Origin of the sequence: Prevotella pectinovora (genome assembly GCF_041323955.1) — a bacterium.
In the GTDB taxonomy this organism is placed as follows: domain Bacteria; phylum Bacteroidota; class Bacteroidia; order Bacteroidales; family Bacteroidaceae; genus Prevotella; species Prevotella pectinovora.
Genome location: NZ_JBGLIV010000001.1, coordinates 1,785,526 through 1,812,460, shown reverse-complemented (window position 1 = coordinate 1,812,460; position 26,935 = coordinate 1,785,526). Strand labels below are relative to the sequence as shown.

The following is a 26,935-nucleotide window of genomic DNA, read 5'->3' as shown; positions in this document are numbered from 1 at the left end:
AACCTATCAATTTCTGAAGGTGATACCGAATGATTTTCGGAGGCATTCTGAACAGAGACAAAACGAACTTTCCTTCGGGAAAGGTCATTATAAAGATATTATACAATGGAGAGTTTGATCCTGGCTCAGGATGAACGCTAGCTACAGGCTTAACACATGCAAGTCGCGGGGTAACATCTGGTAGAGCTTGCTCTTCCAGGATGACGACCGGCGCACGGGTGAGTAACGCGTATCCAACCTGGCCCATACCACGGGATAGCCCGTCGAAAGGCGGATTAATACCGTATGCTGTCATTAAGAGGCATTTTTTGATGACGAAAGGACTGGCGGTATGGGATGGGGATGCGTCTGATTAGCTTGTTGGCGGGGTAACGGCCCACCAAGGCGACGATCAGTAGGGGTTCTGAGAGGAAGGTCCCCCACATTGGAACTGAGACACGGTCCAAACTCCTACGGGAGGCAGCAGTGAGGAATATTGGTCAATGGGCGCAAGCCTGAACCAGCCAAGTAGCGTGAGGGAAGACTGCCCTACGGGTTGTAAACCTCTTTTGTTTGGGAATAAAGTGCGGGACGCGTCCCGCATTGCATGTACCATTTGAATAAGGACCGGCTAATTCCGTGCCAGCAGCCGCGGTAATACGGAAGGTCCGGGCGTTATCCGGATTTATTGGGTTTAAAGGGAGCGCAGGCCGTGGGTTAAGCGTGTCGTGAAATTCCGTCGCTCAACGGCGGACGTGCGGCGCGAACTGGTCCACTTGAGTACGCGGGACGTTGGCGGAATTCGTGGTGTAGCGGTGAAATGCTTAGATATCACGAAGAACTCCGATTGCGAAGGCAGCTGACGGTAGCGCAACTGACGCTGAGGCTCGAAAGTGCGGGTATCGAACAGGATTAGATACCCTGGTAGTCCGCACGGTAAACGATGGATGCCCGCTATTCGCCCACCTGGGCGAGTGGCCAAGCGAAAGCGTTAAGCATCCCACCTGGGGAGTACGCCGGCAACGGTGAAACTCAAAGGAATTGACGGGGGCCCGCACAAGCGGAGGAACATGTGGTTTAATTCGATGATACGCGAGGAACCTTACCCGGGCTTGAATTGCAGAGGAAGGATTTAGAGATAATGACGCCCTTCGGGGTCTCTGTGAAGGTGCTGCATGGTTGTCGTCAGCTCGTGCCGTGAGGTGTCGGCTTAAGTGCCATAACGAGCGCAACCCCTCTCCGTAGTTGCCATCGGGTGATGCCGGGCACTCTGCGGACACTGCCACCGTAAGGTGTGAGGAAGGTGGGGATGACGTCAAATCAGCACGGCCCTTACGTCCGGGGCTACACACGTGTTACAATGGGGCATACAGAGCGCCGGCGGCCGGCAACGTCCGTCCAATCGCTAAAGTGTCCCCCAGTTCGGACTGGGGTCTGCAACCCGACCCCACGAAGCTGGATTCGCTAGTAATCGCGCATCAGCCATGGCGCGGTGAATACGTTCCCGGGCCTTGTACACACCGCCCGTCAAGCCATGAAAGCCGGGGGCGCCTGAAGTCCGTGACCGCAAGGGTCGGCCTAGGGCGAAACCGGTGATTGGGGCTAAGTCGTAACAAGGTAGCCGTACCGGAAGGTGCGGCTGGAACACCTCCTTTCTGGAGATGCCTTTCGAAAAGGTGCACCTGTGATTAGAGGATACGGAAGTAAGTCTTTCCAAAAATCTTCTTGTACTCACGAACTCCTGTTTTTCAAGAATAAAGAGAGACAAAGGAAACTGGGCGGAGAAGTCCATACACCTGACCAACCTGACAGTCCTATAGCTCAGTTGGTTAGAGCGCCACACTGATAATGTGGAGGTCGGCAGTTCAAGTCTGCCTGGGACTACGTAAGAGGCGAAACGAAATGAGCCTCACTCTCCAATATTGTTCTTCAATGTAATTTGGGGGATTAGCTCAGCTGGCTAGAGCACCTGCTTTGCAAGCAGGGGGTCAACGGTTCGAATCCGTTATTCTCCACGATTCGTGAGAATTCTGAAGATTCTCAACGAAAACGATCTTTGACATGTTGTTACAGACAAAACTGTAGAAAAGAAAATTTCAATACAGCTGAAAGTATGGGCTAGGTCCCTTGTGAGTATTCATATTCACATGCGGACATAGGCGAAAGTAAGAAAGGGCGTATGGCGGATGCCTAGGCTCACGGAGGCGATGAAGGACGTGATAAGCTGCGACAAGCCCTGGGGAGGTGCAAATGACCTTTGATCCAGGGATTTCCGAATGGGACAACCCGGCAGTCTGAAGGACTGTCATCCGGACAAAAGTCCGGAGGCGAACGGAGGGAACTGAAACATCTTAGTACCTCCAGGAAGAGAAAATAAACAATGATTCCCCCAGTAGTGGCGAGCGACCGGGGAAGAGCCCAAACCGGTGTTGTCAAGGCAACGCCGGGGTTGTAGGACCGCGCTGTGGTACTTTTATCGTGAACAGAATGGACTGGAAAGTCCGGCCGTAGAGGGTGAAAGCCCCGTACGTGAAGCGAGCGAAGGCCTAGCGGTATCCTGAGTAAGGCGGGACACGAGGAATCCTGCCCGAATCCGCCGGGACCATCCGGCAAGGCTAAATACTCCCGTGAGACCGATAGTGTACCAGTACCGTGAGGGAAAGGTGAAAAGCACTTCGACGAGAAGAGTGAAAGAGATCCTGAAACCATGCGCCTACAAGCGGTCGGAGCATCCATGTGATGTGACGGCGTGCCTTTTGCATAATGAACCTACGAGTTGCCGTCGCCAGCGAGGTTAAGTCCCATGAGGGACGAAGCCGTAGTGGAAGCGAGCCTGAAGAGGGCGTCAAGTTGGCGGAGGCAGACGCGAAACCAAGTGATCTACACTTGTCCAGGTTGAAGTCCCGGTAACACGGGATGGAGGACCGCACCAATAAGCGTTGAAAAGCTTCTGGATGAGGTGAGTGTAGGAGTGAAAGGCCAATCAAACTTGGAGATAGCTCGTACTCCCCGAAAGGCATTTAGGTGCCGCGTGGGAAGGTCAGCGTGAGAGGTAGAGCGACCGATAGGTCAAGAGGGCTTCACCGCCTATCGAGACCTGACGAACTCCGAATGCTCACGCTTAGTATTCCTGCAGTAAGGGGGCGGGTGCTAAGGTCCGTCCCCGAGAGGAGAAGAATCCGGACCGCCGTCTAAGGTCCCGAAGTTCTGTCTGAGTTAGTCTAACGAAGTGTGGTCCCTGAGACAGCCAGGATGTTGGCTTGGAAGCAGCCATTCATTCAAAGAGTGCGTAACAGCTCACTGGTCGAGGGTCCGTGCATGGATAATAATCGGGTATAAGACAGGCACCGAAGGCGCGGGATAGCAAATAATAAAAGTATCGGTAGGGGAGCATTCCATCGGCGTAGAATGCAGTAGGTGACTACTGCTGGAGCCTATGGAAAAGCAAATGTAGGTATAAGTAACGATTAGGAGGGCGAGAACCCCTCCCGCCGAACGACTAAGGTTTCCCAGGCAATGCCATTCATCCTGGGGTCAGTCGGGTCCTAAGGCTAAGCCGAGCGGCGAGGCCGATGGCAGACACGGTCAACATTCCGTGACTACCGCCATCAGTGATGTCCAGACGGAGCAGTGACACCTCCGCGCCCTGACGGAATAGGGCGTTGAAGGGCGTAGGCTATGAGAATGCCAGGCAAATCCGGCGTTTGAGCTGAAACCCGAAAGTACGGGGTCCCCTTCGGGGGAACCTGACAGCGAGGGTAATCATACTCCCGAGAAAATGGGCTAAACTCATGTTGGCGGTACCCGTACCGCAAACCGACACAGGTAGTTGGGTAGAACATACTAAGGCGTTGAGAGATTCATGGCTAAGGAACTAGGCAAACTGACCCCGTAACTTCGGGATAAGGGGTCCTCACCTCCGGGTGAGGCGCAGAGAATAGGTCCAGGCAACTGTTTAACAAAAACACAGGGCTGTGCGAACTCGAAAGATGAAGTATACAGCCTGACACCTGCCCGGTGCCGGAAGGTTAAGAGGAGATGTCACCGCAAGGGAAGCATTGAATTGAAGCCCCGGTAAACGGCGGCCGTAACTATAACGGTCCTAAGGTAGCGAAATTCCTTGTCGGGTAAGTTCCGACCTGCACGAATGGTGTAATGATCCGGACGCTGTCTCGGCCATGAGCTCAGTGAAATTGTAGTATCGGTGAAGATGCCGATTACCCGCGATGGGACGAAAAGACCCCGTGAACCTTTACTACAGCTTAGCATTGACCTTGGTCATCCGATGTGTAGGATAGGCCGGAGGCTTCGAAGCGGCGTCGCCAGGCGTTGTGGAGCCATCCTTGAAATACGGCCCTTTGGCTGTCTGAGGTCTAACGCGGATAGTCGCGGACACTGCTTGGTGGGTAGTTTGACTGGGGTGGTCGCCTCCAAAAGCGTAACGGAGGCTTCCAAAGGTGCCCTCGGGCCGTTTGGTAAGCGGCCTTCAAGAGTGCAATGGCAAAAGGGCGCTTGACTGGGAGGGAGACATCCCGAGCAGGCAGGAAACTGGGGCATAGTGATCCGGCGGATGTGTATGGAAACTCCGTCGCTCAAAGGATAAAAGGTACTCCGGGGATAACAGGCTGATCCCCCCCAAGAGCTCATATCGACGGGGTGGTTTGGCACCTCGATGTCGGCTCGTCACATCCTGGGGCTGGAGAAGGTCCCAAGGGTTGGGCTGTTCGCCCATTAAAGTGGCACGCGAGCTGGGTTCAGAACGTCGTGAGACAGTTCGGTCTCTATCTATCGTGGGCGCAGGAGTTTTGAGTGGTGCTGTCACTAGTACGAGAGGACCGTGACGGACAGACCTCCGGTGTACCGGTTGTGCCGCCAGGCGCACCGCCGGGTATCCGCGTCTGGATCGGATAAGCGCTGAAAGCATCTAAGTGCGAAGCTTTCCACGAGATTAGAACTCCATTGAGGGTCGTCGCAGACGACGACGTTGATAGGGCGCAGGTGTAAAGACGGCGACGTCAAAGCCGAGCGCTACTAATTGCCCGAGAGCTTTCGCTTTCCGGCACACACTTTCAGTTGTATTGCAACTGTCAATTCTACCAAGTGATATGTCTGTAACTATAACGCATGTCCCCCATATCAGGTGGCGACAGCGGCGGGGTTCCACCTCTTCCCATTCCGAACAGAGAAGTTAAGCCCGCTTGCGCCGATGGTACTGCAATGCAATGTGGGAGAGTAGGTAACCGCCTTTTTTCACTTTAAAGCTTGAATCCTCCGGAAGAGCAATCCTCCGGAGGATTTTTTTTGCGTCTGTACGCATCAGGGTCTTCCTTGGTTCTCATGCAGCTTTATGTCTGTTTTCATCAGACGATAATTGAATTGTCCGGACAATTACCAGATGGTTTTTGCATGCAGAAACAGACGGAAGTGGCTGAATTATAGACACTTCCGGATATGGGACCAGATGGTTGACGGTTTTTTTATAGTTTCAGGGCCCGAAAAAAAATCGGGAAAGGGCCGCCGCACGCACCAACTGCACGGAGAAAAAATTCGCTCGCAACGAGAAATTTTTCTATCTCAAAGAAAAAACAACGGCCAATATGGGCCAAAAAAGAGGAGAAAGCCTTCTGTCTTCGGGCTCTCTCCTTTTCACTATACAAATATACAACATTTTTCGGCAAAAAGCAAATCGTATTAACATTTGAATACAATCCTTGAAATGTTAAAAAGACGCGATTTGCATCAGCAAGGCGCGGTCATGCTTTAATAGAGCGTTCGATGGGAGGTCTTGTTTTTAGTGGGATAGGTAGTATCCGTGACAAAGCAAATGTTGCATTGACAAACCTGACATATAACATCGCCCGTACGGCACAGGTATTCAAATACCATAGAAACTGGATAACCGCTTAAAATCTTTATGCTTAGTTGTTAATAATAATCAAAGCGATACTCTCTCCGAAAAATATCAATAGAGATACTTGCAATATTTGAAAAAGTTTCGCTTAATTTGCGGAAACAAAATCACATCAGCGGTAGCCATAATGAGGTTCTGACTTCTCGCTGAGCTTAAAGTGGATTTATAAACCCTCCCTAAAGACATACTTCTATGAAACATTCAAGGTTAAGTTTTATTTTCTGTTTTTTACTGTGCATCCTTGTATCCGCACCGTCCATGTCGCAAAATACCATTCCCGGCGACAATGTAATGCGTTATTACAAGGCGGCAGTGCCAGTTACAAGGTCATCCTTTGAGGAAGACTTTCATGGCGATGAAGCCGCTGTAAAACAATTCTGGTCCGATGTGGAGGAATATCTCAACAAGGTTTACGTTCCGTTGGGATTTTGTTTTACCGTGAACAGGGATAGCAGACTTTTGCTGTCTTCGTATAACATTATAGATGAAAACTATATGAATGCTCCCAGTTACGGAACAGAACTTCTCGACGAACTTATCGGTCAGTCTTCGTACGATATAGGCATTTGGATTCTGCATCGTCCCGAGAATGAAAACAACAACGGCCTTTCTATACTGGAAGGGGCATACAAGAAGGACAGCAAGGCATCCGGATATGCCGCCCCTAATCCATGGATTGTGGCGCATGAAATAGCACACTTGTTTGGTGCCGGGCACACAGAGGATGCTTCGCTGATGGACGCAGGGGGAAATTTTCTCTCCCTGACTTCCATTATGCAGATACGCTCTTCATGTGTCAAGAATAACGCTGCCTACTACAGCGACCAGGACAAGAACACCCTTGTCGGTTCAGATTTGGGAGGAAACTATGTGTACGGACAGAAGGTATCCAATACAGCACCTGCATTTGGAAGCAACATGCCATATTCTGTCAGAATTCCCTTGGGAGCATGCCTTGCGTTGGATGTTCAGGCAGACGATGCAGAGAATAACAGGATTTCTTACGCTACTGTCAGCAATGATTTTACCCTGATGCCTCCGACCTTTAGTTCGCGATTGGATTTCCGACCCCAATACGTGGCGGATATCTTTTATGACGGTTATTATTATATAGTAAACAAGACCGACATCCATAACAAGGCAGCGGGCAGTTATTCCATGACACTCTCTATCAACGATATGCCCGACTCCGACATTCTTACGTGGCAGACTTTTATCGCTTCACCTTTCTACAGCAATTATACTACACGCCAGATAGGTGTGGATATTGTAGGAGGCGAACGCTTCTCGCTATCCCTCTCTCCAGACAAGCAGAACTATGTTCCTGGCGACAAGGTGCGTCTTTCATGGGGAGTAAATACCAGTTATTTTAATTCGGAAAGCAGACTGAGGATAACGCTCTCGACTGATTATGGAAAAACATTCAACCACATCCTTGCGGCCTCCGTTCCGGCCCTTGATGGCGAATGTGTGGTTGAGATGCCTGACTTGAAGATAGATAATCTTGACGTGGATTTTTCCACTGCAGTTTGTTCCGTCCGTGCAGGTATAATACGCATTGAGGAAATAGGCGGTGCGGCATACACACTTTCGTGCCTTACACCAGAGGGTGGTGGCGGCTTTCTTCTTTCCGGCAGTGGTATTCCATCATCCATCTCCATTCCCGGTGCCGGCAAATCGTCAGCAGATTGCATCTACGATGTCAGTGGACGAAAGGTTTCGGCAAAACGTGCTTCGTCACTGCCCCGAGGTATTTATATATGCAATGGAAAGAGGGTTCTCGTGAAGTAATTCTAGTTTTGGATGCAGTTCAAAGAGAGTCTTCGCCCGTTTTTCCTGCGTCAGGCTCCATTTCTCCCGGCTCATGGACAATTGCCTGCGACACCGGGTTAATGCTTCAACGAGTGTTTCTCCGTTAGTAAGCCTTGGTGGTTCAAACCAAGAAGACATGCCTCCTCGCCGAAACCATCGCTCACAGAGCCACTCATGTCTGGAGTGCGATTGTCGCGTTCATCAAGATAGATATGAAGCTCGGTTGTGTATAGGACTTCGGTGTCCTGTGTCGGAATCTCAGTGAAGTCTGTCACTTCAAAGTACTCAAGGATACCTGTAGGGAGAAAATATGAGGCAAGGCCTTCATACATATTTATGTTGCTGCTACGATTCATAGTGCAAAGGTACTAACTTTGGGGGCAATTATGTATCGTTTAGCAACAGTTTTGGGTTAGCGTCCGTACACCCTCCCCACAGGGTTTGTCGGTTGCGCCACTTTTCCGCCAACTTGTCTGGACGTCGTCACATCAACAGCAGGCAGCAGTGATGAAGAGCTTTCTTCCACTGCTGCCTGAACTGTTTTTTTTATGCTGCCTGAAGTGTTTTTATCCCAAACCGGTCATTGGAACTTGTCTGGATTTTGCTTTTTCAGAATAGTGGATTACTGTCCGTCCAATGTAATGTTTTGGGCGCAGTTTGGAGTACGAAATTTGCCCACTTGGGGCACGCTGCTTGCCCCAAGTGAGAAAGCTGCTTGCCCCACATGGGCACGGTGCTTGCCCATTTCCTGTAGTTTTTGTTATACTTTCCAATGATTATGGCTTGGCAATTTTCAAAGCAAAGAACAACTACCGGAGGAGTGTCAGTCTTGTGTAGCTTGCAGTAGTTCTTCCATGCAAAAATAGTTTCTTTTGATAGTGTTTCGGCCAACTGAGGAAGTGAAACACGGCCAACTGAGGAAACGAATATCGGCCAACCGAGGAAGTGAAATGCAGCCAACTGAGGAAGTGAAACACGGCCAACTGAGGAAATAAAACACGGCCAACTGAGGAAATATGACAATAAATTCCTATCTTTGCATTCGATTTACACTATCTTGAAATATAAAGATGCATATTGTGATAACATAAAAACACGTTTGATGTTACCGTTCTTCATGCATTTTAATTATATGAATTCGTAATCAAATATCTGAGATATGGAATACAAACATAGAATTGCTGACCAGATGCTTGCTAAGAAACTGGCAAGCAAGGGGGCGGTTTTGATTGAAGGACCTAAATGGTGCGGAAAAACGACCACCGCAGAGCAACAAGCCCGCAGTATCCTGTATATGGACAATCCTGCCTCGCTGGAGACGAATCTGCAGATGGCAGAAATCGACGCTTCTGTCTTGCTGGATGGTGAAACTCCAAGGCTGATCGACGAGTGGCAGCTGGCACCAAAACTCTGGGACGCCATAAGATTTGAGGTTGACCATAGGCATGATGTCGGACAGTTTGTCTTGACAGGTTCTGCCGTTCCTGCCGAAGAAAAAGACATGCATCATTCTGGAACAGGAAGATTCAGCTGGCTTACCATGCGTCCCATGAGTCTGTATGAGTCGGGAGAATCAAACGGAAAGGTGAGCTTGGCACATTTGTTTGAGACACCGGAAAAAATAATTGCCACTAACAAGTTGAAAATTGAAGACCTTGCCTTTCTTATCTGCCGTGGCGGCTGGCCTTTTGCATGCGGATTGCAGGATGAGGCTGCTTTGGCACAGGCTTTCGACTATGTGGATGCGGTTGTCAAGAAAGACGTTTCGCGGGTTGATGGCGTGAATCGTAATGCCACTACTACAAGGTTGCTCCTGCGGTCGTATGCCCGCAACCAAGGTTCGCAAGCTACTATCGGTACTATCGTGGCAGACATGCTGACAAATGATGAAAATGAAATCAGCGTCAAGACGGCAGGAAGCTACTTGGAAACGTTGCGGAAGATATTCGTTATCGAGGACTCTGAAGCGTGGAATCCGAACCTGCGCTCCAAAACCGCAATCCGAACTGCAAATACCCGATATTTCATTGACCCCTCTATAGGTACTGCGATATTGGGACTTGGTCCTAAGGATCTGATTAACGACCTCAATACGATGGGACTTTTCTTCGAGACTCTTTGTGTCAGAGACTTGAGAGTCTTTGCTGACGCTTTGGATGGAGAGGTATATCATTATAGGGACAAAAACGGATTGGAATGTGATGCTGTAGTGCATCTGCGAAACGGGAAATATGGTCTTGTGGAAGTGAAGCTCGGTGGCGACAAGCTCATCAACGAGGGAGCTACCAATCTTATTAGTCTTGCAGAAAAAATCAATACAGACAAGATGAATGTACCTTCATTCATGATGGTGCTGACGGGAACTGGCGACTTCGCATATCGAAGGAAAGACGGCGTGTATGTTGTGCCTGTCGGATGTCTGAAAGACTGACAATAATCACATGCAAGGTATAATGACCGATGGTGGGGTAAACGTTCTGATGACCGATTGGGGCCTTATAGACATACAATGCTATAATGCCTCCCGATACATTTTTCCGACATATATAGTGCTGATATATCCTTTTTTTCATATTTTTGCAGCGGCAATCCGCCCATACATTATTCTATGAATCATAAAATACTATCAGCATTGATAATCCTGTGCTCTTCTCTCCATACCCTTTGGGCGCAGAAGAGTCTCATAAACTATGAGGACAGCCTCTTCAGCATCGACGACGTGGTGTGTGTGGGGGAGCGTCCCCACTATCTCACACCCAGCCAGACCATCTCGGGTCCTACGCTGCAGAACCTCTCCACCACTTCTGTTGCCGACGCACTGAAATATTTCTCAGGCGTGCAGATAAAGGATTTCGGCGGACTGGGCGGACTGAAGACCGTAAACGTGCGCTCGCTCGGCTCGCAGCACGTGGGGGTGTATCTCGACGGCATCCGCATCACCAACGCACAGAACGGACAGGTGGACCTGGGCAGATATTCACTCTCCAATATGGAGTCGGTGTCGCTATACAACGCCAACAAGAACGAGCGCCTGCAGTCGGCAACCGAATATGCCTCGGCTGCCACAGTGTATATGCAGACCAGGAAACCCGACCGCACCACGCTGACCGCAGAATACGGCACGGGGTCGTTCGGACTGAACAAGGTGAAGGGGTATTTCTCGCTGAAAGACCGCCTCTTCGTGGATGCCGAATATCAGCATACTGACGGAAACTACAAGTTCCGCTTCCGCTCCCTCTCTGAAGACACCATCGGCAAGCGCCACAATTCAGACATCCGTTTCTACAGGCTCGAGGCGGCTGGATTCTACAAGGGTCTCGCCACCCACGTGTATTACTACAACTCGGAGCGCGGACTGCCCGGTCCCGTGATACGACGGCTCACCGACCAGTGGGACTCCACCGACCGGCAGTGGGACCAGAACTTCTTCGTGCAGTCGTCATACAAGAAACTGTGGGAGAACTTCGGACTGCGCACCAACCTGAAATACTCGTTCGACTATCTGCACTATCTGCAGGACCCATCTACCAACGCCGCCGCCATCTACTGCAACAACCACTACACGCAGCAGAGCGTCTACGCCTCTGTGGCAGGGTCGTACAACATGAAATACCTGTCGCTCACGGCGAGCACCGACATCACATGGAGCGACCTCAATACCGACGTGTATAAGTCGAGCTACGTATACCGCCTCGACTCCAAGAGCCTACTCTCAGCCATTCTCTCGTATAGAGGACTGGAGGTGAACCTCGCCATGCTCTATACCCACATACAAGACCACACACGCGGCAACGCCTCGCCGCTAAGGAAGCTCACACCGATGTTCCTCGCCTCCTACAAGAGCGGGCCGTGGGTGGTGAGAGCCTTCAACAAGCGCATCTTCCGCGCCCCCACGCTCAACGACCTATACTACACCCTTGTGGGTAGCACCGACCTGAAGCCGGAATACACCACGCAGTGGGATGCCGGAGTGGACTATCGCGGCAGACATCTCCACTTTGCCATCGACGGATACTACAACGAGATAGAAGACAAGATAGTGGCGATACCGATGAAATGCCAGTTCAGATGGTCGATGGTGAACTTCGGCATGGTGAAGTCGCTCGGACTGTCGCTATCCGGAGGATACAGCAACGAATGGGGAAAATTCTCACTTGCCACAAACGCCAACTACACCTGTCAGAGCGACCGCGACTACAGTATGCCCTCCGACCCGGAATACAAGCACTACGTGCCATACAGTCCGCTGCATTCCGGTTCGCTCATCATAGATCTCGGCTACGACTCATATTCGCTCTGCACCTCGTTCCTGTATACCGGTGAGCGCTTCGCCCTCATCTCAAACAATGCCGACGACCTGCTTGGCGACTGGTATACCGTGGACCTGAAGCTGAACAAGCGGTTCAGATTGAAAAACGGTATGGTGGTGCAGGCTACAGTGGAATGCAACAATCTGACCGACTCGCGCCACGAAGTGGTGAAGCGCTATCCCATGCCGGGACGTAACTGGAAGGCGACAGTGAAATTCGAACTCTGAGAAGTTCTCCAACTCTTGATGATATGAACAGACATTATATATATATACTGACGATAATGCTGACGGCAACGCTGCTCGCCGCCTGCTCGCTGGAGCCGGCAGACAGCGAGCTACCCGTAGCGCCCACGCAGACAGACGACAGAATCGTGGTTCTCTGCCAGGGACTGTGGGGACTCGACAACTCCACGCTGAGCTATATCGACGGCGGAACGGTGACAAACGGGTGGTTCAAGAAGAACAATCCCGGAATGCACCTCGGCGACACGGGCAACGACATACTGCAGGTGAACGACACGCTGATTGCCATATCGGTGAACTGGTCGAACATCATACAGTATATCTATCCCGACGGCAGGGCGATTGCCGCCACCGAAGACATACCAAACAACCGCCGCCTCGCCACCGACCGCTGCGGATATCTCTACTGCACCTCGTATGCCGACAACGGCTATGTGGCCAAGATTGACATCAGGACGAAGCAGATAGTAGACACCTGTCATGTGGGCTACGAGCCGGAGGGTGTGGCATACTATGACGGCAGGCTCTTCGTGGCAAACACCGGAGGATACGGCGGCCAGGCTGGTCATAAGTATGAGAGCACCGTCTCTGTGGTGGACGCCGCCACGATGTGCGAGATAAGGCGCATCGACACGGGGTGCATCAATCTCTTCGGCGACATGACGTGCTGCGGACAGTTTCTGTGTATCAATTCCGCCGGCGACAGTTATGACGTGGCGTCAAAGACCGTGGTGATGAACATGGCGGACGAGGAGTTCCGGGTGTTTGATTTCCCTGCCACATACTCCTGTGCCTACGGCAACCGCTTCTATCTGATAGGCAGCAGCTTCTCGTATGTCACCGGCGCCTACACCCTCACCACACACACCATCGGCCTGCCCTCGCTTGACGTGGCAGACGGACTTGCCTCTTATGCCGCGGCAGCTCCGGAAATACTGAAGATGCAGGCGCCCTACGGCATTTTCATATCGCCATACTCGGCACACCTGTATGTCACCGATGCCCGGGGATATGCCACGAACGGCAGACTGTATGAATTCTCTCCCACAGGCGAGCTGATAGGGCGATACCCTCTGGAGGGGATAAATCCCGGCAAGTTGCTGTTTCTGAAGAAGTGAAGTGCTTGCTGAAACGGAAGCGGTGACTTGCAGAAATGTAAATCAGCGTTTATTGAAATAAAAGAATAGAAGAACTTAAAACCACACAGATTATGAAGAAGTTGTTATTGGCATTTGCATTATGCGCTATGACGGCAGTTGCCGGCGCACAGACTCAGAAAGTCAGCGTATTGGAATACTGTCCGGCACCGGGACAGTTTGTCAACGTACTGCCCGAAGTGGAAGAGGGGATGACCCGCGAACAGGTATTGAAGGCTTGCGAGGAACAGTTGGCAAAGAAAGGCTATCTCGTACACCTCGGTTCTTTCGGCGGATACATCACCGTGAAGTTCGACCATCCCGTGGAGAACAAGACCGGTTCAGACCTTCTCATCACCGGCAATGCCATGTATGCCGCCGACGACCCCGTGTATGGCAAGGAGACGATAGGCGGAAGCATTGAACCGGGAATAGTATATGTGGGAGTGGGCGACAATGTGGAGACGGCGGAATGGTATGAACTCGCAGGTTCGGAATATTTCACCGATGAATACAGCAGGATGAGGCTCACTTACTACAGACCGACGGCTGAGGAGGGCGACCACGCACTGCCGGGGTCGATGTATGATATGTATCTGAAATGCTCAGGACTGGTGACGGAAAAAAACAACTCATGTTGGGATTTCACGTACTATTTTCCTAAGCTCGCTGCCCACAAGCAGACATACTGGCCTATGTGGGAGACTGCCGATGAGCTGACCTTCGAGGGCGGTCGCCTGCCGAATCCGGCCAAGAAATACGAGGTGGACGGCAGGGACTATTGGGTGCAATACCGCTATGCGGCTGACTCTTACGGATATGTGGACGCCTGTCCGGCTAACGACCCGAAATATTGTTCGTTCGACATCGACTGGGCTGTTGACAAGGATGGTCGTCCGGTGGCTCTCGACCACATCGACTTCGTGCGCGTGGCAACCGGCGTGTTGCAGTTTTGCGGTCTGATCGGCGAGACGTCCACTGAAATAGACACCTTCCAGGACCTGCATCTCGTGCCCGGCTACGATGACGCCCCTTATATCATCACGCCCCGTCCTAACCCCAACCAGCCCGTCGATGGCATCACCGCCCCTACATACAAGACCCGCCCCTCTGACACCTACTACAACCTCATGGGACAGAAAGTTGACCGGCTCGTCAGAGGCCAGATTTATATCCACAACGGCAAGAAAATGGTATTCTGACGATATCAATCTGCCAGGCAGGCGTAGTCAGTCAATCGGCCATCCATGTGTCGTTAGTCTGTTAGACAGCTATGTGTCGTCAGTCTGTTAGACAGCTATGTGTCGTCAGTCTGTTAGACAGTCTGGTGTCGTCAGTCAATCGGCCAGTCAAGTGTATCTGTCCCTCCCCCAGGCCGTCCGAAAACGGCACTTTGAGGCATATCACAGTTGGCAGAGCCGCTATTGCGACTCCACCTGAGCCCATTTAAGGGCATATAAGTTTTCATCTTAAAAAATCAGTTTATGTTAAACAATTCGTCATAAGGGCTAAAAATTGCCGCTACGAGCATACTTAGAGCGTGTTTTTGATGGTATATGATTCCCCTAAATAAATTTATCGGAGTGCAGCAACAAGGGCTAGCACACCTCTGAGACTTATGGCACGACGAAGGTTGTAAGATAGGCAGAAGAGGCCCATCTCAGCACTGACTTTGGCAAAGCCTTTGAGTAAGAAATAGTATTGTCCAAGAGTTCGCTTCATGGTTCCGAAAGGATGCTCGGAGAGACATTTGCGATTGTCCATTTTATTCTGGTCAAGGTGAAGGACATAGCGTACGACTTTCTTCACTACCTTCGTTCTGGGAGGTTTCGGTTTGTCCTTGTTCTCTTCCTTGAGTTGCTTGCGCTTAGCTTCGGTAGCCTTTATCAATGTATCCTTATTAAAGTCGACCTCCTTGAACCTCTGGGCAGTACACTTGCATTTGCATTTCTTGCATGCCAGTTTGTTGCAGTAGCGTATCATGCCGTTTCGTTTGATTGACTTCTGTCTGAGGATTTCACCCTGCGGGCAATAGACAAGATTACGTTCGGCATCCCTTACAAAGTATCCTTCAAGAGCCTTGGCACGCATCTGCTCGGGAGTCATCTTCAGTACTGCGGAGTCAACAACATCGGTAGCGAATTCCTTGACCTCAGCAGTCTGTGCATCGGTCAGGATTCCTTCGTAAACATCAGGTATTACGCCTGCCTCCAAGCATGCTTTCAGGTCTTCCGGCTTTGTGCTTGCCTTCTGTTCATCGGTTATGGTTGCTTCGTTGTAGTCAAATTGGACTTGCTCCGTACATCCACCATCACGCTGGATGACGTTAGGTATGATACCATTTGCCAGTGCGTCAGCATGATCCTCAGGACACTCGTAGCCTTTGTCTGCAGTGGTTTCAAGAACTGGCACATCGTAATCAGCCTTTATCTCAGAAGCAACGTTGGTTATCTGACCGTGGTCAGTAGGGTTGTTGGTTACCTGAAAACCAGCTATCATGTGGCTCTCGGCATCAACAGCAGTCTGCACGTTGTAGCCTACACAGAAACCCTCGTTGGCTTTCATCAGTCGGGAATCGGTATCGGTAAGAGAAATCTGGCTTTCGCCACTCTCCTCAAGCTGATTTCGGTAGCCCTCGTAGCGTTCCTTGCGCTCCTTGCATACATCAAGTTTGCGCTGAATCTCATCCTTTGAGAGTTTGCGTCCTTCTTCATGGTCGTAAGCGTCAAGCTCCTCCATGTAGATGGAGATGTGTTCGTCAAGACGCTTGATTCGGTCATCGAGCTTGCTCAACGTAAGATTATTGTCCTTGGCATTTACAGCCTTGAACTTACTGCCGTCAATGGAGATGTACGACTTGGAAAAGAGCTTCAGTCCCATGCAAAACTTATTGAACTCCTTATATACTTTGGTGATAGCCTCCTTGTTATCCTTGCGGAAATCAGAGATGGTGCGGAAGTCTGGAGACAGTTTGCCGAGCAGCCACATAACCTCAACGTTACACTTGCACTCACGGGCAAGCTTGCGTGAGGAGCGAACCTGATAGAAGTAACCGTAGATGTATAGCTTGAGCAGATCGCGAGGATTGTAACCAGGAGTGCCGGTCTCAGCGGGTGTACTGCGGATAAATCCCAGTTCATCCATCTTGAGACGGTCAACGAATGCATCAAAGAGTCTTACGGGAGCGTCAGCCTCCACATACTCGTCAATGCAGTCTGGGAAAAGAACCCTCTGTCGCCTGTCAGAACCTTTCTTGTATGCCATATCTTATCGTCTTAATTTACTATAAAGGTACGAAAAATACTTGAGAATAAAGACGATTCTGAGTTAAACAACTATAACAAAACAAACAAAATCACACGACTGGTAACGAATCTAACCTACGTGGCTATAGTTTTCGGACAGTCTCCCCCTTCGGGGGAGGCTAGGTGGGGGCTGGTGTCAATAGTCGGAGTTACTTATTCCTTCCCTTGGGGAAGGTCAGGATGGGTTTGAGGTTAGGTGGGGGCTGGTGTCAATAGTCGGAGTTACTTATTCCTTCCCTTGGGGAAGGTCAGGATGGGTTTGAGGTTAGGTGGGGGCTGGTGTCAATAGTCGGAGTAACTTATTCCTTCCCTTGGGGAAGGTCAGGATGGGTTTGAGGCTAGGTGGGGGCTGGTGTCAATAGTCGGAGTAACTTATTCCTTCCCTTGGGGAAGGTTAGGATGGGTTTGAGGCTAGGTGGGGGCTGATGGCAATAGCCGGAGTAACTTATTCCTTCCCTTGGGGAAGGTCAGGATGGGTCAGAGGTTAGGTGGGGGCTGGTGTCAATATTCAAGTTAAAAAACTGCTGTCTTAATTTCTGTTGACCCATGTTAAGAATGTGCACAAAATGAGGGTTTTGTGCTGAAATGCTTGTGTATGTCAACAATTATTACTACTTTTGCATCCGAATTTAAGAAACGGCTTAACTGCTTACGTATTGATCAAGCAAGTTTTGCCACAGTATTTAACTGGTGTCCAGGGTCAACGTTTTTTTTCTCTTATGTTTAAAGTTGACACCGCGGGATTAATGTTCATATATTGTTCAGAGTATTGACCAGAGTTGTTGTTGTGCCCAGTCAATACGGCCCAGATGCCAAAAACAAAAGGTTATGAATTTTTCAACAAAGAGTAGGATTTTATTAGTAGTATTATTATTCATCTGTCTTCCTTTGGCAGCGCTTGCCGGAGGCGACGAACAAACGACAGCAGATTTCGACTGGGAACCCGTGATGGAAGCGGTGATACAGGTGGAGAGCGGAGGCAACCCGAATGCCAGAAGCGGCAATTCGTGCGGAGCAATGCAGATAACTCCGATTTGCGTGGCACAGTGTAACATCATACTGAAGGCGCGCAAGAGCAAGAAGCGCTATTCGCTGAAAGACCGTTTCGATGTGGCTAAGTCGAAAGAGATGTTCCGACTCATTCAGTCGTTCTACAATGTAGAAAACAACATCGAGAAGGCAATCCGTTCATGGAACGGCGGTATGCGATACTCCATAAAGGGTACGCAGCGCTACTACGAGAAGGTGATGTCATATCTCAACAAAAAGCAGTAAGCTGTCACACCAACCGGCAGGAGGTCAACCCCCTCTATGGCCAGACAAAACAACAATAGTTTTGGCAAATTATAAATAAGCAAGTCGCCAAGTCACGACCAACCACGGTCACGGCTTGGCGCCTTTTCGTTTCTTCTCGACTGATTTGGGCGACGATATAAGCCGATGGAAATTTGCAATGCATTTCATTTTTTATAGAAAATGTAAGGAGATTTGCAATGCATTTCATTTTTCGTGGATAACCCTAAGAAATTTGCAATACATTTCATTTTTGCAGTTAAATCTGAAGAAATTTGCAATGGAATGCAAATTTGTCGGCATAAATGGCTATATTTGCAATGGATTACATTTTTGGGGATATGATAGAACGAAAGCAATACATATCACTTCTTGAAAAATGGAAGAACAAGAAGGTGATAAAGATAGTTACAGGCATCCGCAGGTGTGGAAAATCGTCACTTCTGAAGATGTTCAGTGACAAGCTGCAGCAGGATGGAGTCAGGAAGGAACAGATACAGAGCGTTAATTTTGAAGACCTCGACAATGAACCTTTGCTTGACTACAAACGTCTTCACAGTCATATTAAAGAACGGCTGCTGCCAGACAGGATGAACTATCTGTTTTTCGATGAGATACAGTTGGTCGGCAATTTTCAGAAAACCATAGACAGTCTGTTTTTGCTCGACAACGTGGACATATACATCACAGGCTCCAATGCCTACTTGTTGTCTGGCGAAATTGCCACGTTGCTTACCGGAAGATATGTTGAAATAAAACTTTTCCCGTTCTCTTTCAGTGAATTCATAATGGCAAGCGGCAAGCCGCAGTCTCTTGAGCAGGCTTACAGACAGTATGTAGAATGCGGGTCGTTTCCGTATGTAACTCAGATATGCAATGACAAGGAGATGGTGCGCGAATATCTGTCGGGACTATACAATACCATAGTGCTGAAAGACGTGGTGGGCAGGAAAAAGATAACCGACGTGATGATGCTGCAGAGCATCGTGAGATTCATAGCCGACAATATAGGCAACATCTCGGTGATAAAGCGCATCAGCGATACCTTGACGTCGCTCGGAAGGAAAATCACTTCACATACAGTGGAGAACTATATCTCGGCATTGACAGACAGCTATATTTTCTATCAAGCACAGAGATACGACACCAAGGGCAAGCAACTGCTGAAAACGGGAATGAAACTGTATTTGGCTGACATCGGACTGTGCAATGTAATAAATGGAACGAAGGGCGGCGACATGGGACATATTCTTGAAAACATTGTCTTTCTGGAACTTGCGCGACGCGGTGGGGAAATCTATGTGGGCAAGGCTGGAGAGGCGGAGATAGACTTCGTTGTAATCAATGGCAATGACAAGGCTTACTATCAGGTGGCGCTAAGCGTCAGAGATGAGGCTACGATGAACAGGGAGCTGGCACCGCTGAAGTCGTTGCCGGATTCTTTCCCAAAATATCTGCTCACGATGGACAATGACCCTGTTGCGCAGCACGATGGCATCAAGCAGATATACGTGCTTGACTGGCTGACTGAAAGGCCATAAAAAAACAATCACGCATCATGGAGGGAATTATCCTCACATGATGCGTGATTCTGTTTGTATTCTCTTCTGCCGCATGCGGAAGACTGCAAAGTAAAATATTACATTGAAGCAGTCGTAAAATATTACATTGACGGCCTATTATATTATTTAACCCAAAACGGTCATTAGGCCGTTTATTGTATTTTATATTTACTGCTTGCAGTCTTTTGTTTTTTATAAGGCGTCTTTTGCTTGTTTTTAATTCGTAATAGCTCGCTATTACTCATTAAAAGCCAAACAAAATCCACTCTTCTAAAAGAACAAAATCCAGGCAAGCCCTAATGACCTCTAAGTTTGCAGAAGATTGCGACGAAGTCGCATAAACTCCAAAATAATCAAGGTAAAACTATGATTGCTAAAGACAGTTTCGTACCTTTGTTGTAAAAAGGTAGAATCGGTCTGTCGAAGAGGTAAACCAGCTAATGACCCAGCCGTAAAGCTATAAATCGTTTAGGTCCTCATCGACATAGTTGCAAAGACCAGATAGAAAGTTATCGGCTCTGAGCCTTGTTAGAGTGTTAGTCCATACAACTATTGACCAATTCTACACAATATAACTCGTACAAAGTTATGAAGAATTTATTTATCGGAGTTGATTTTTCGAAAGAAAAAGTTGATGTGGCTATCCTTTTTGCAGACGGACTGGCAGAAACCGCTGCTAGAGTGTTCAACGAGTTCAAGACAACCGTGTCTGGCTATAGGCAGTTGGTCAAGTGGGTTGAGCAGAATTCCTGCGGTATCGACTCGTCCTTGTGGCTCTTCTGTGGCGAGAACACGGGCGACTACAGCAAGGGACTGTGCAACTTCCTCTACGGTAAAGGCTACGACATGTGGCTTGAGAACGCAAAGAGCATCAAAGACGCATCTGGTCTTAGACGATTGAAGTCTGACCGTGCTGACGCCTCGATGATTGCAGAATACGCCATGAGGAATTACGATAAAGCCGTTATGTACGAGCCTCTTAGCGAGTCGCTTACACAACTGCGTGAGCTGTTCCTATACCGTCAGATGATCGTAAGACACAGATGCAGTTTCCAGGTGCGTAGAGGCGAAAAGCGACTCACTATGGAGAAGTCGCCAGTCAAGACAATGATTTCGCAGAGCGGACGGCACATCGTCTCTGAACTCAATAAGGAGATAGAGAAGATAGATAAGCGCATTGCCGATCTCATCAAGTCGGACGAGGAACTCACCGAGGTGTTCACCATCGTGACCTCGGTGCCTGGCATAGGAACGCAGAACGCTGTGTGCCTGATGGTGTACACCGACAACTTCCGGCGTTTCAACTACGACTCACGCAAGATTGCCTGCTATTACGGCCTAGCTCCATTTGGCAAAGATTCGGGAACCAGTGTGCATTCCGATCCGCATGTACATTATATGGCTAACCGCCAGATAAAGGCCATGCTGACGCAAGCGGCACTAGCTGCCGTCAACTTCAATCCCATTATGGCGAGGTACTACATGCGCCTCGTAGAACGAGGAAAGAAGAAGCAGGTTGCACTGAACAATGTCAAGAACAAACTTGTACATTTGGTCACAGCCATGGTCAGAAATCGCCAAACATTCACCCCTGAATATAAAATCTCAGCATAAATTGAAAATAATGGTCAAAACATTTGGATATTAACATAGAAAGCGATTTGGGTTTAACGGCCTTATGCCCGATTGTTGATGCGGCAGCAGGCGTCAGAACTGCTCCAGAATCTCGATGCGCTTCTGCGTGTCGGGGTGGGTGGAGAAGAGCGATGTGAAGAAGCCCATGCCCTTGCCGCCGCTCAGAGCCTGCGGATGCACGATGAACAGCTGTGCCACATCGTCGCGCTTCACCTTCTTCAGTCCGGGCTTGTCGCTTATCTTGCGCAGTGCCGAGGCAAGGGCAAGCGGATTGCCGCAGAGTTCAGCGCCGCCGGCATCAGCCATATATTCGCGTTTGCGACTGATGGCGAAGCGGGTGAGCAGGGCGAAGAAATAGGCTATGATGCCAAGGAAGATGGCAATCAGAAACACTAGTATAGCAGCGCCTCCGTTGTTGTCGTCATCGTCGCTGCTGCTGCTGCTCGAACTGTCGCTGACAATCCAGAACAGTGACCTTATGCTCACCTGTATTATCGTCGTGATGATTCCCACGAAGATGATGCTCGTGATGAGCAGACGGGTGTCGCGGTTGCGGATATGCGTCAGCTCGTGGGCTATCACGCCGGCCAGTTCGTCGTCGTTGAGCACCTTCAGCAGTCCGGTGGTCACCGTCACAGTGTAGCTCTTCCTGTCTATTCCGCTGGCAAAGGCGTTGAGCTGCGGGTCGTCCACCACGTTTATCTTCGGCATGTCCATTCCCGCCGTCATCGTCAGATTCTCCACGATGTTATACACCCTGGGGTTTTCGCGGCGCTCCAGAGTCTTGGCTCCCGTTGCCGCTTTCACCATCGACGCGTTGAAGAAATATGCTATCACGAACCACACGCTCACGGTGCCCACTACCCAAGGCAGCGAGTCGATGAACGCTCCGTTCACCCATGTCCAGTTCACGTTGCCCCCAACCTGTTCGGCATTGCCGTCCAATGCGACGCCGCAAAGGCTCAGCAGCACGTAGAACAGCCACACCATGAGGAGCGTGAGAGCCGGAAAGAGCAGCAGCAGCATTATAGTCAGTTTGTTGTTGCGGCTGACTTGGGTATACATTCCTACGTATTTCATAATCAAGAGTTTATATCCTCCGCCCGGCTGCCTATGGTGGCTGCCGCGACGGGGGAAGAGTTAGAAATCGGAGTCTTAGTCCAGACTCCCATGCTTGTCAGCGGGTTTTCACCCGAATTGATATGCTGGCCGCGGCTTAGAATTTGATTTCCGGAGCCTTCTCCACTGCGGCGCGGCTCTCCTGCGGAATCTCGAACATAGGCTGGCGTGAGAATCCGAACATCTTGGCGAAGAGGTTGCTTGGGAAAGTCTCCACGGCATTGTTGAGCTCACGTGTGGCAGAGTTGAAGAAGCGGCGAACGGCAGCGAGCTTGTTCTCGATGTCGGCAATCTCCTCCTGCAGCTGGATGAAGTTCTGGTTAGCCTTCAGGTCTGGGTAAGCCTCAAGCGAAACCTTGAGACCGGCGAGTGCGCTTGTCATCATGTTGTCAGCCTTCACCTTGTCGTTTATGGTCTGTGCTCCCATTGATGCGGCACGGGCGTCGGTCACGCGCTGCAGCGTCTCCTTCTCGTGAGTGGCATATCCCTTCACCGTAGCCACGAGCTGTGGGATGAGGTCGCAGCGCTGCTTGAGCTGCACGTCGATGTTTGCGAAAGCATTCTCGCGGTTGTTGCGCAGTTTCACGAGTCTGTTGTAGATTGACACGAGCCATATCGCCAGGATTGCGACGATAACGATGATCACGATTGTTGTTGTCATAATGTTTAGGTTTTTTTAGTGCCTTCTCCCGTCGCTTGCCGCGCCGGGATTGTCGGCGTTGTTAATAATGTGATATTTTCTTTCTCTGTTCTTTATGCGTTTCTGTCTCTTTTCCCATATTGACGCAGGAACTGACAGGAATACTACAAAAATAAGACCTTTTCTTGTTTTGTCACGTCTGATTTAAGTTTTGTTTTGCTTTATGTTCATTTTTTTTGTGGTTCTTCCGTTAAATGCGTAGACGCTTGTCGTGTAGAGCGTATAGCTTTAACGTGAAGAATTCATCATTTCTGAATCCATACATTTGTCTTTTCAGCACTTTAATCTTGTTGTTTATACCTTCAGTAGGGCCATTTGATATCGGGTAGTCATACCATGCAAGTATATATGGCTTGTAGGCCCGCAAGGTAGCAGCCATTTTGACCAATGGCTGTATTTTTGAATCCATGGCCTGCCGCACCCATTCGTTTAGCACCAATTCTGCATCATCCTTGTTGGTTTGGTTCCATATTTCCCTCAAGTCTTCTTTCAGGTAATATGCAATCATCAACGGTTCATTCAAGTTCAGCACATTGTCAAGTCTTGTCTTGTATTTTGCGTCAAAGATGTCGTTGCCGTTTCTCAGCAATATCCAGCGCGTGCCCTTGATTACCTTACGCTTGTTAACGTCTTTCTCAGCATGCCACAACTGGCGGCGCAACTGGTCTATCCTTTCATTCATGAGCTTTACCACATGAAAATGATCCACGACAAGAGAGGCATTGGGGAGATTTGCCGTTACCGCCCCCGTATAAGCAGACGACAAGTCTGTGCATACGGCTTTTATGTCATTCTTTCTGTCTCCGAGCTTGTTCCAGAATTCCTCAAGCGAAGCCTTGCCGTTACCGTCACCTACAAAGACAATCCGCCCGGTTTCCAAGTCTACGACTATCGTCTTGTAAACTTGTCCCTTGTGGGTAGCGAACTCGTCTATGGATATGTATCTGAGGTTTGAAAGGTCAGGGCTGCCATACTCCTTTTGCAGGAACTCCATCTGTATGTTCCGCACCATGTCCCAAGATACATCCAGGAACCATGCAATGTCCTGTATAGTTGCAAAGCGCGACAAGTCTATAACCATATTGGCGAAAGCGGTCGTATGCCTGCGCTTGCCTTTTGCGAAATCGACATCCTCGTTCTTTATGCAGCCACAATCAGAACATTTGACACGTTGGATCTTCATCTCGACGAAAGTCTTTGAACAACCTATCGGCACGCTCACAAAGCGTCTGGCCGTGAAACCATTACGGACTACATTATGGCTTCCACACTCCGGACAGCAAAGTTTGTCTGATGGAGTTTGGATATTCAAAACTATTTTATTACTTTCGCAACGCATATCCAAACATTCTTGCAAGGATATGCCAAAAGCTTTATGCATTATGCTGGCATTCATTTATCATTGAGTTTGGTCACTACAAAGATAGATGATGCCAGCTTTATTTTTATCATAATATAAAATTTTTTTTTCTATCTATGCATTTAACGGAAGAACCTTTTTTGTTACTTTGCCGTTCCTTTTTCTGCCTTCCAAAGCCTCATTGCTGCATGGCGCAGTAATCATTCTGCCCAGCATAGTTCTTGTTCTGTTGCAAAGGTAGCCAATAATCGTGAGACCATAACTTGCAAATCCTCTCAAAAAACTTGCAAATCCTCTCAAATATCCAGTTTTCCCTTTCATTTCTCATGATGTTACATAAAATGTTACACCCTGTAGAATGTTACAATCCTCATTGCTTGTATTTCCACAAAGTGCGCTATACAGGTTGCTAACGGCATATTCTATGCGTATATAAGCTTACGTTAGCACGATAGGCAGATACTGATGTTCGCTCTAAGTTTGAAGAAGAATGCAATGCAGTTGAATAAACGTTAAACTATCAAGGAGGCGATTCATCTAAGTTTAAAGATTGATTTTAGCTTTGCAGCTTCCTTCGTAAGTTTCTCAGGGTTTTGCTTCGCCAATTTTGCCAGGTTGAAGAGCTTCCATTTTACCGAGGGGTAATTCCGCATGTAGGCGAACTCGTAGCCTTCCCATTCCGGCTTGCCCTGTTCAAAGCTTACGAGGAAGTTCTTGTCAGCTTCTGACATCATACCATTCACATCATCTATCAGTTTGGTGCGTGTTTCTTCAAATTCAGCATAAGTGAAAGGGATGTCGGTCATTCCGTCAAACTGGTTGGCCATGGCCTCGCTTTGGTCAATCAGTCTTGGAGCAAAGGACTCGTGGATTGGACGGTCGCTGCCAAGCAGACAGAATATCAGGCCTTCGCGACAATCGGCCAAGGGAATGTCCATATACTTCACGTCAAATAAGTCGCGAGGATGCTGGCGAGAGAGTGCGGCTGCAATCTTGCCTCCATAAAGCTGGGTAAGTGGAACGATATTGGCCTCACAATAGAGTCCAAACTCATTCTGTGCCTTCTCGCTTAATGGCACAGTGATGTTCTCACCGCCCACTAGTCCACGCTTAGTCTGATTTACTTCTACTTTTACCTGTTTGCCCCGCCACTCGCAAAGCAACTTGCTGGTGTCGTAGTTGGGCTTTATGTGCATCCCCTTGAAAGCCTTCTTTGCTTTCTCGCAAATAGATGCCAGATGAAGGTTGATATCATCGAGGCTCTGCTTCCGGTCAGCCAGCGGAATATAGGTGAGGTCTATATCGACCGAGTATCTGGGCAAGTCTTTCAAGAAGAGATTTATGGCGGTGCCGCCATGGACTGCAAATACACCTTCCTCCATGACGATGGGCATAATGCGAAGTAGCAGCTCCACCTTTTGGGCATAAACTCTGCCGGTTATATTGTTCTCATTCATACTCTGCAAGATCTTTAGGAATGGTCATATTATATTTCGCTATATACTTACCTGTCGGCACCACCATGTATCGGGCTGTGCCCAATTGTATATTGTCAAATTTCAGAGCCTTGAACCACGGATGTCCGGCTTTCTCTGCCATATAGACAAAGAGTCGCTTAACCTTTTGCGAGGAGCACGTTTCAAGCAACGATTGCACCAGCCTGGGCCGAAGCGTAGTCATACTCTCCATTATATAATATAGATCTAATAGCGAGGAGGCAGCCTCCGGCAGGTGGAGACATTCCAGAAAGGCACGCTCTGGTGATGATACCAAAAGAATATCACCTTCAAAGGTCATGGTCTCCACGCCAAGCAGGTCATCCCCCAGAAAAGAAGTAGTCATATACTTCACTGTCATATCCCAATCATGCGACAATATCCATGAGGGAAGCTTATTCGTTCTTCCGGTAAAAAGATAAGCTTGTGGCTTGCCCAATGACAGATAATGGGAATAACCACGCAGCTCGAGGGCGGTGTAAGCACCAACGATGCATCGTTTCGACAACTGGTTGTTATAGGCGGATATGGCATGGAGCAGCTTGGGTGCAGTGCCGTTCAAGACATACACCCCTTTGGATATGCGGTTAAGCCATCCGCTCTTCATGTAGGCATGTTGCCCCTTGGCATCCAGTCCCTGCCGTGTGAGCCAGTCGCCAAACATGAAGCCCGTATTTGGATTGGACTCCATTATTTTCTGTATTTTTGTTGCCATCTTCTCTGATATTACGAATTTGACGATAATTTTTATGCAAAATTACACATTTATCTTGATTGACCAAATGTCTCGCCAAGAAAGTACTGAATTTTTCTTGATATTGTGCACCGTCTTCGCTTTCTTTGCGAATATGAGGTGCAAAAACCAGCAAAGACGCCTTATAAAGACATGAGACTGCAAGCGGTTATAAAATCATCACATAAGACGGGCTAATAACCTTTTTGGGGCTTAATTCTGTATTTTTCAGCTGTCTGAAGTCGAACGCATTTCGTCTTCTTCATTATTCCCTTTGAGCCCGGTATAATCGTTGATATAAAGAAATCAAGCACATGTGATTGCGGCAGATATGAGGTT

16 protein-coding genes, 2 tRNA genes and 3 rRNA genes are annotated in these 26,935 nt (G+C 49.0%); 13 read left to right on the top strand and 8 right to left on the bottom strand.

Going from position 1 to position 26,935, the window contains the following annotated elements; translation table 11 throughout:
• The first annotated feature begins 102 nt into the window (after positions 1 to 102).
• The 6 genes from ACDC99_RS07270 (at position 103) to ACDC99_RS07245 (ending at position 7,681) form a co-directional block, all read left to right on the top strand.
• A 16S ribosomal RNA gene (locus tag ACDC99_RS07270) occupies positions 103 to 1,634 on the top strand.
• A 155-nt stretch (positions 1,635 to 1,789) separates the two neighbouring features.
• Positions 1,790 to 1,863: transfer RNA gene (locus ACDC99_RS07265), tRNA-Ile, on the top strand.
• A 57-nt stretch (positions 1,864 to 1,920) separates the two neighbouring features.
• A tRNA-Ala gene (locus ACDC99_RS07260) sits at positions 1,921 to 1,994 on the top strand.
• A 144-nt stretch (positions 1,995 to 2,138) separates the two neighbouring features.
• A 23S ribosomal RNA gene (locus tag ACDC99_RS07255) occupies positions 2,139 to 5,034 on the top strand.
• 81 nt (positions 5,035 to 5,115) lie between these two features.
• Positions 5,116 to 5,228 (top strand): 5S ribosomal RNA (rrf, locus tag ACDC99_RS07250).
• Together the 16S, 23S and 5S rRNA genes with 2 tRNA genes alongside form the textbook arrangement of a ribosomal RNA operon.
• Before the next feature lie 953 nt (positions 5,229 to 6,181).
• Complete coding sequence (locus tag ACDC99_RS07245; protein WP_042519386.1) at positions 6,182 to 7,681, top strand: reprolysin-like metallopeptidase; 1,500 nt, start codon at positions 6,182 to 6,184, stop codon at positions 7,679 to 7,681.
• A 98-nt stretch (positions 7,682 to 7,779) separates the two neighbouring features.
• On the opposite strand, the gene ACDC99_RS07240 is transcribed toward ACDC99_RS07245, so the two are convergent.
• A complete protein-coding gene (locus ACDC99_RS07240) occupies positions 7,780 to 8,034 on the bottom strand; it encodes a hypothetical protein (protein ID WP_288772686.1) in 255 nt (84 codons plus the stop codon).
• Positions 8,035 to 8,861: 827 nt separating this feature from the next.
• Here ACDC99_RS07240 and ACDC99_RS07235 point away from each other — a divergent pair.
• From ACDC99_RS07235 to ACDC99_RS07220, 4 genes are all read left to right on the top strand, one after another.
• Complete coding sequence (locus tag ACDC99_RS07235) at positions 8,862 to 10,133, top strand: ATP-binding protein (protein WP_370756425.1); 1,272 nt, start codon at positions 8,862 to 8,864, stop codon at positions 10,131 to 10,133.
• 177 nt (positions 10,134 to 10,310) lie between these two features.
• Entirely contained in the window at positions 10,311 to 12,239 is a 1,929-nt protein-coding gene (locus tag ACDC99_RS07230) for a TonB-dependent receptor plug domain-containing protein (RefSeq protein ID WP_370756423.1), read from the top strand.
• 23 nt (positions 12,240 to 12,262) lie between these two features.
• Positions 12,263 to 13,375 carry a YncE family protein gene (locus ACDC99_RS07225; protein WP_288745847.1) on the top strand — a complete coding sequence of 371 codons (1,113 nt, stop codon included), beginning with the start codon at positions 12,263 to 12,265 and terminating at the stop codon, positions 13,373 to 13,375.
• Between the two features lie 92 nt (positions 13,376 to 13,467).
• Positions 13,468 to 14,595 carry a PKD domain-containing protein gene (locus ACDC99_RS07220; protein WP_288965852.1) on the top strand — a complete coding sequence of 376 codons (1,128 nt, stop codon included), beginning with the start codon at positions 13,468 to 13,470 and terminating at the stop codon, positions 14,593 to 14,595.
• A gap of 373 nt (positions 14,596 to 14,968) precedes the next feature.
• Here the strand turns inward: ACDC99_RS07220 and ACDC99_RS07215 are convergent, their stop codons facing one another.
• Entirely contained in the window at positions 14,969 to 16,657 is a 1,689-nt protein-coding gene (locus tag ACDC99_RS07215) for a transposase (protein WP_042517040.1), read from the bottom strand.
• A gap of 869 nt (positions 16,658 to 17,526) precedes the next feature.
• On the opposite strand from ACDC99_RS07215, the gene ACDC99_RS07210 reads away from it, so the two are divergent.
• The 3 genes from ACDC99_RS07210 (at position 17,527) to ACDC99_RS07200 (ending at position 21,167) form a co-directional block, all read left to right on the top strand.
• Positions 17,527 to 17,973, top strand: a complete 447-nt coding sequence (locus ACDC99_RS07210) for a lytic transglycosylase domain-containing protein (RefSeq protein ID WP_042519391.1) — start codon at positions 17,527 to 17,529, stop codon at positions 17,971 to 17,973.
• Positions 17,974 to 18,332: 359 nt separating this feature from the next.
• Positions 18,333 to 19,532, top strand: coding sequence for an ATP-binding protein (locus tag ACDC99_RS07205; protein WP_370756421.1), 1,200 nt, complete (start codon positions 18,333 to 18,335; stop codon positions 19,530 to 19,532).
• 609 nt (positions 19,533 to 20,141) lie between these two features.
• A complete protein-coding gene (locus ACDC99_RS07200) occupies positions 20,142 to 21,167 on the top strand; it encodes an IS110 family RNA-guided transposase (protein WP_042517114.1) in 1,026 nt (341 codons plus the stop codon).
• Between the two features lie 93 nt (positions 21,168 to 21,260).
• On the opposite strand, the gene ACDC99_RS07195 is transcribed toward ACDC99_RS07200, so the two are convergent.
• From ACDC99_RS07195 to ACDC99_RS07170, 6 genes are all read right to left on the bottom strand, one after another.
• Positions 21,261 to 22,268: a M48 family metallopeptidase gene (locus ACDC99_RS07195; RefSeq protein WP_370756419.1), complete on the bottom strand. Its 1,008-nt coding sequence runs from the start codon at positions 22,266 to 22,268 to the stop codon at positions 21,261 to 21,263.
• 136 nt (positions 22,269 to 22,404) lie between these two features.
• Positions 22,405 to 22,968, bottom strand: a complete 564-nt coding sequence (locus ACDC99_RS07190; RefSeq protein WP_287073078.1) for a LemA family protein — start codon at positions 22,966 to 22,968, stop codon at positions 22,405 to 22,407.
• 229 nt (positions 22,969 to 23,197) lie between these two features.
• Positions 23,198 to 24,403 carry an ISL3 family transposase gene (locus ACDC99_RS07185; protein ID WP_042517111.1) on the bottom strand — a complete coding sequence of 402 codons (1,206 nt, stop codon included), beginning with the start codon at positions 24,401 to 24,403 and terminating at the stop codon, positions 23,198 to 23,200.
• Positions 24,404 to 24,481: 78 nt separating this feature from the next.
• Positions 24,482 to 24,688: a hypothetical protein gene (locus ACDC99_RS07180; protein WP_370756418.1), complete on the bottom strand. Its 207-nt coding sequence runs from the start codon at positions 24,686 to 24,688 to the stop codon at positions 24,482 to 24,484.
• 212 nt (positions 24,689 to 24,900) lie between these two features.
• On the bottom strand, positions 24,901 to 25,824 hold the full coding sequence (locus tag ACDC99_RS07175) for a nucleotidyl transferase AbiEii/AbiGii toxin family protein (protein ID WP_302961537.1): 924 nt from the start codon (positions 25,822 to 25,824) through the stop codon (positions 24,901 to 24,903).
• A complete protein-coding gene (locus tag ACDC99_RS07170) occupies positions 25,817 to 26,578 on the bottom strand; it encodes a type IV toxin-antitoxin system AbiEi family antitoxin (protein ID WP_044065424.1) in 762 nt (253 codons plus the stop codon). Before ACDC99_RS07170 ends, ACDC99_RS07175 begins: the two co-directional genes overlap by 8 nt.
• Positions 26,579 to 26,935: the final 357 nt, after the last annotated feature.

Coding starts and splice junctions, on each gene's coding strand:
- ACDC99_RS07175 (WP_302961537.1), bottom strand. CDS start 25,824: ATGAATGAGAACAATATAACCGGCAGAGTTTATGCCCAAAAGGTGGAG.
- ACDC99_RS07190 (WP_287073078.1), bottom strand. CDS start 22,968: ATGACAACAACAATCGTGATCATCGTTATCGTCGCAATCCTGGCGATA.
- ACDC99_RS07205 (WP_370756421.1), top strand. CDS start 18,333: ATGATAGAACGAAAGCAATACATATCACTTCTTGAAAAATGGAAGAAC.
- ACDC99_RS07235 (WP_370756425.1), top strand. CDS start 8,862: ATGGAATACAAACATAGAATTGCTGACCAGATGCTTGCTAAGAAACTG.
- ACDC99_RS07195 (WP_370756419.1), bottom strand. CDS start 22,268: ATGAAATACGTAGGAATGTATACCCAAGTCAGCCGCAACAACAAACTG.
- ACDC99_RS07185 (WP_042517111.1), bottom strand. CDS start 24,403: ATGAATGCCAGCATAATGCATAAAGCTTTTGGCATATCCTTGCAAGAA.
- ACDC99_RS07215 (WP_042517040.1), bottom strand. CDS start 16,657: ATGGCATACAAGAAAGGTTCTGACAGGCGACAGAGGGTTCTTTTCCCA.
- ACDC99_RS07245 (WP_042519386.1), top strand. CDS start 6,182: ATGCGTTATTACAAGGCGGCAGTGCCAGTTACAAGGTCATCCTTTGAG.
- ACDC99_RS07225 (WP_288745847.1), top strand. CDS start 12,263: ATGAACAGACATTATATATATATACTGACGATAATGCTGACGGCAACG.
- ACDC99_RS07180 (WP_370756418.1), bottom strand. CDS start 24,688: ATGAAAGGGAAAACTGGATATTTGAGAGGATTTGCAAGTTTTTTGAGA.
- ACDC99_RS07210 (WP_042519391.1), top strand. CDS start 17,527: ATGAATTTTTCAACAAAGAGTAGGATTTTATTAGTAGTATTATTATTC.
- ACDC99_RS07230 (WP_370756423.1), top strand. CDS start 10,311: ATGAATCATAAAATACTATCAGCATTGATAATCCTGTGCTCTTCTCTC.
- ACDC99_RS07220 (WP_288965852.1), top strand. CDS start 13,468: ATGAAGAAGTTGTTATTGGCATTTGCATTATGCGCTATGACGGCAGTT.
- ACDC99_RS07170 (WP_044065424.1), bottom strand. CDS start 26,578: ATGGCAACAAAAATACAGAAAATAATGGAGTCCAATCCAAATACGGGC.
- ACDC99_RS07240 (WP_288772686.1), bottom strand. CDS start 8,034: ATGTATGAAGGCCTTGCCTCATATTTTCTCCCTACAGGTATCCTTGAG.
- ACDC99_RS07200 (WP_042517114.1), top strand. CDS start 20,142: ATGAAGAATTTATTTATCGGAGTTGATTTTTCGAAAGAAAAAGTTGAT.